Annotated in this window: 1 protein-coding gene; it reads right to left on the bottom strand. The window is 57.6% G+C overall.

Going from position 1 to position 580, the window contains the following annotated elements:
* Positions 1 to 481, bottom strand: a 481-nt coding sequence (locus H6A25_RS13205) for an ABC transporter permease (RefSeq protein ID WP_204752453.1), incomplete at its 3' end; no start/stop codon positions are given.
* Positions 482 to 580: the final 99 nt, after the last annotated feature.

Raw genomic sequence — 580 nt, 5'->3', positions numbered from 1 at the left:
TGCTGGCGCCCAGGGCCGCAACGATGGTGATGGCCAGCAGAATGTTGGGGATAGCCAGCAGGATGTCCATGCAGCGCATGATCACCATGTCCAGCTTGCCGCCGAAGAAGCCGGCCACAGAACCCAGCAGGCCGCCCACGATCAGAGAGAAGCACACAGCCACAAAGCTGATGCCCAGGCTCATGCGGGCCCCGTGGAAGATTCTGGCCAGAATATCTCTGCCCAGCTCATCAGTGCCGAAAGGATGGGAAGCCGAGGGAGACTGCAGTCTCTGGCTGATATTCTGCTTGATTACCACACTGTCATAATCGAACAATACGCCGGCGAAGATCACCATCAGGATCAGCAGGATGACGATCGCCAGACCTACCATGGCGCCCTTGTTCCGTCTCAGGTGACGCCACACATCATACATCTGGCCGTGCTTCTTTGCGCTGCCGGCCTCGGCAGCTACGGCCGTGTTCTTTTTCTCTTTGCTCATTTGCTCTTACCCCCCGACTTGTACTGGGACTTGATCCGCGGATCCACCATGCCGTACAGAATGTCAACGATCAGGTTGACCACGGAGAAGGTGGCGCAC

Origin of the sequence: Intestinimonas butyriciproducens (assembly GCF_016901775.1) — a bacterium.
Taxonomy (GTDB): domain Bacteria; phylum Bacillota; class Clostridia; order Oscillospirales; family Butyricicoccaceae; genus Pseudobutyricicoccus.
This window is presented reverse-complemented; position numbering and strand designations above follow the sequence as displayed.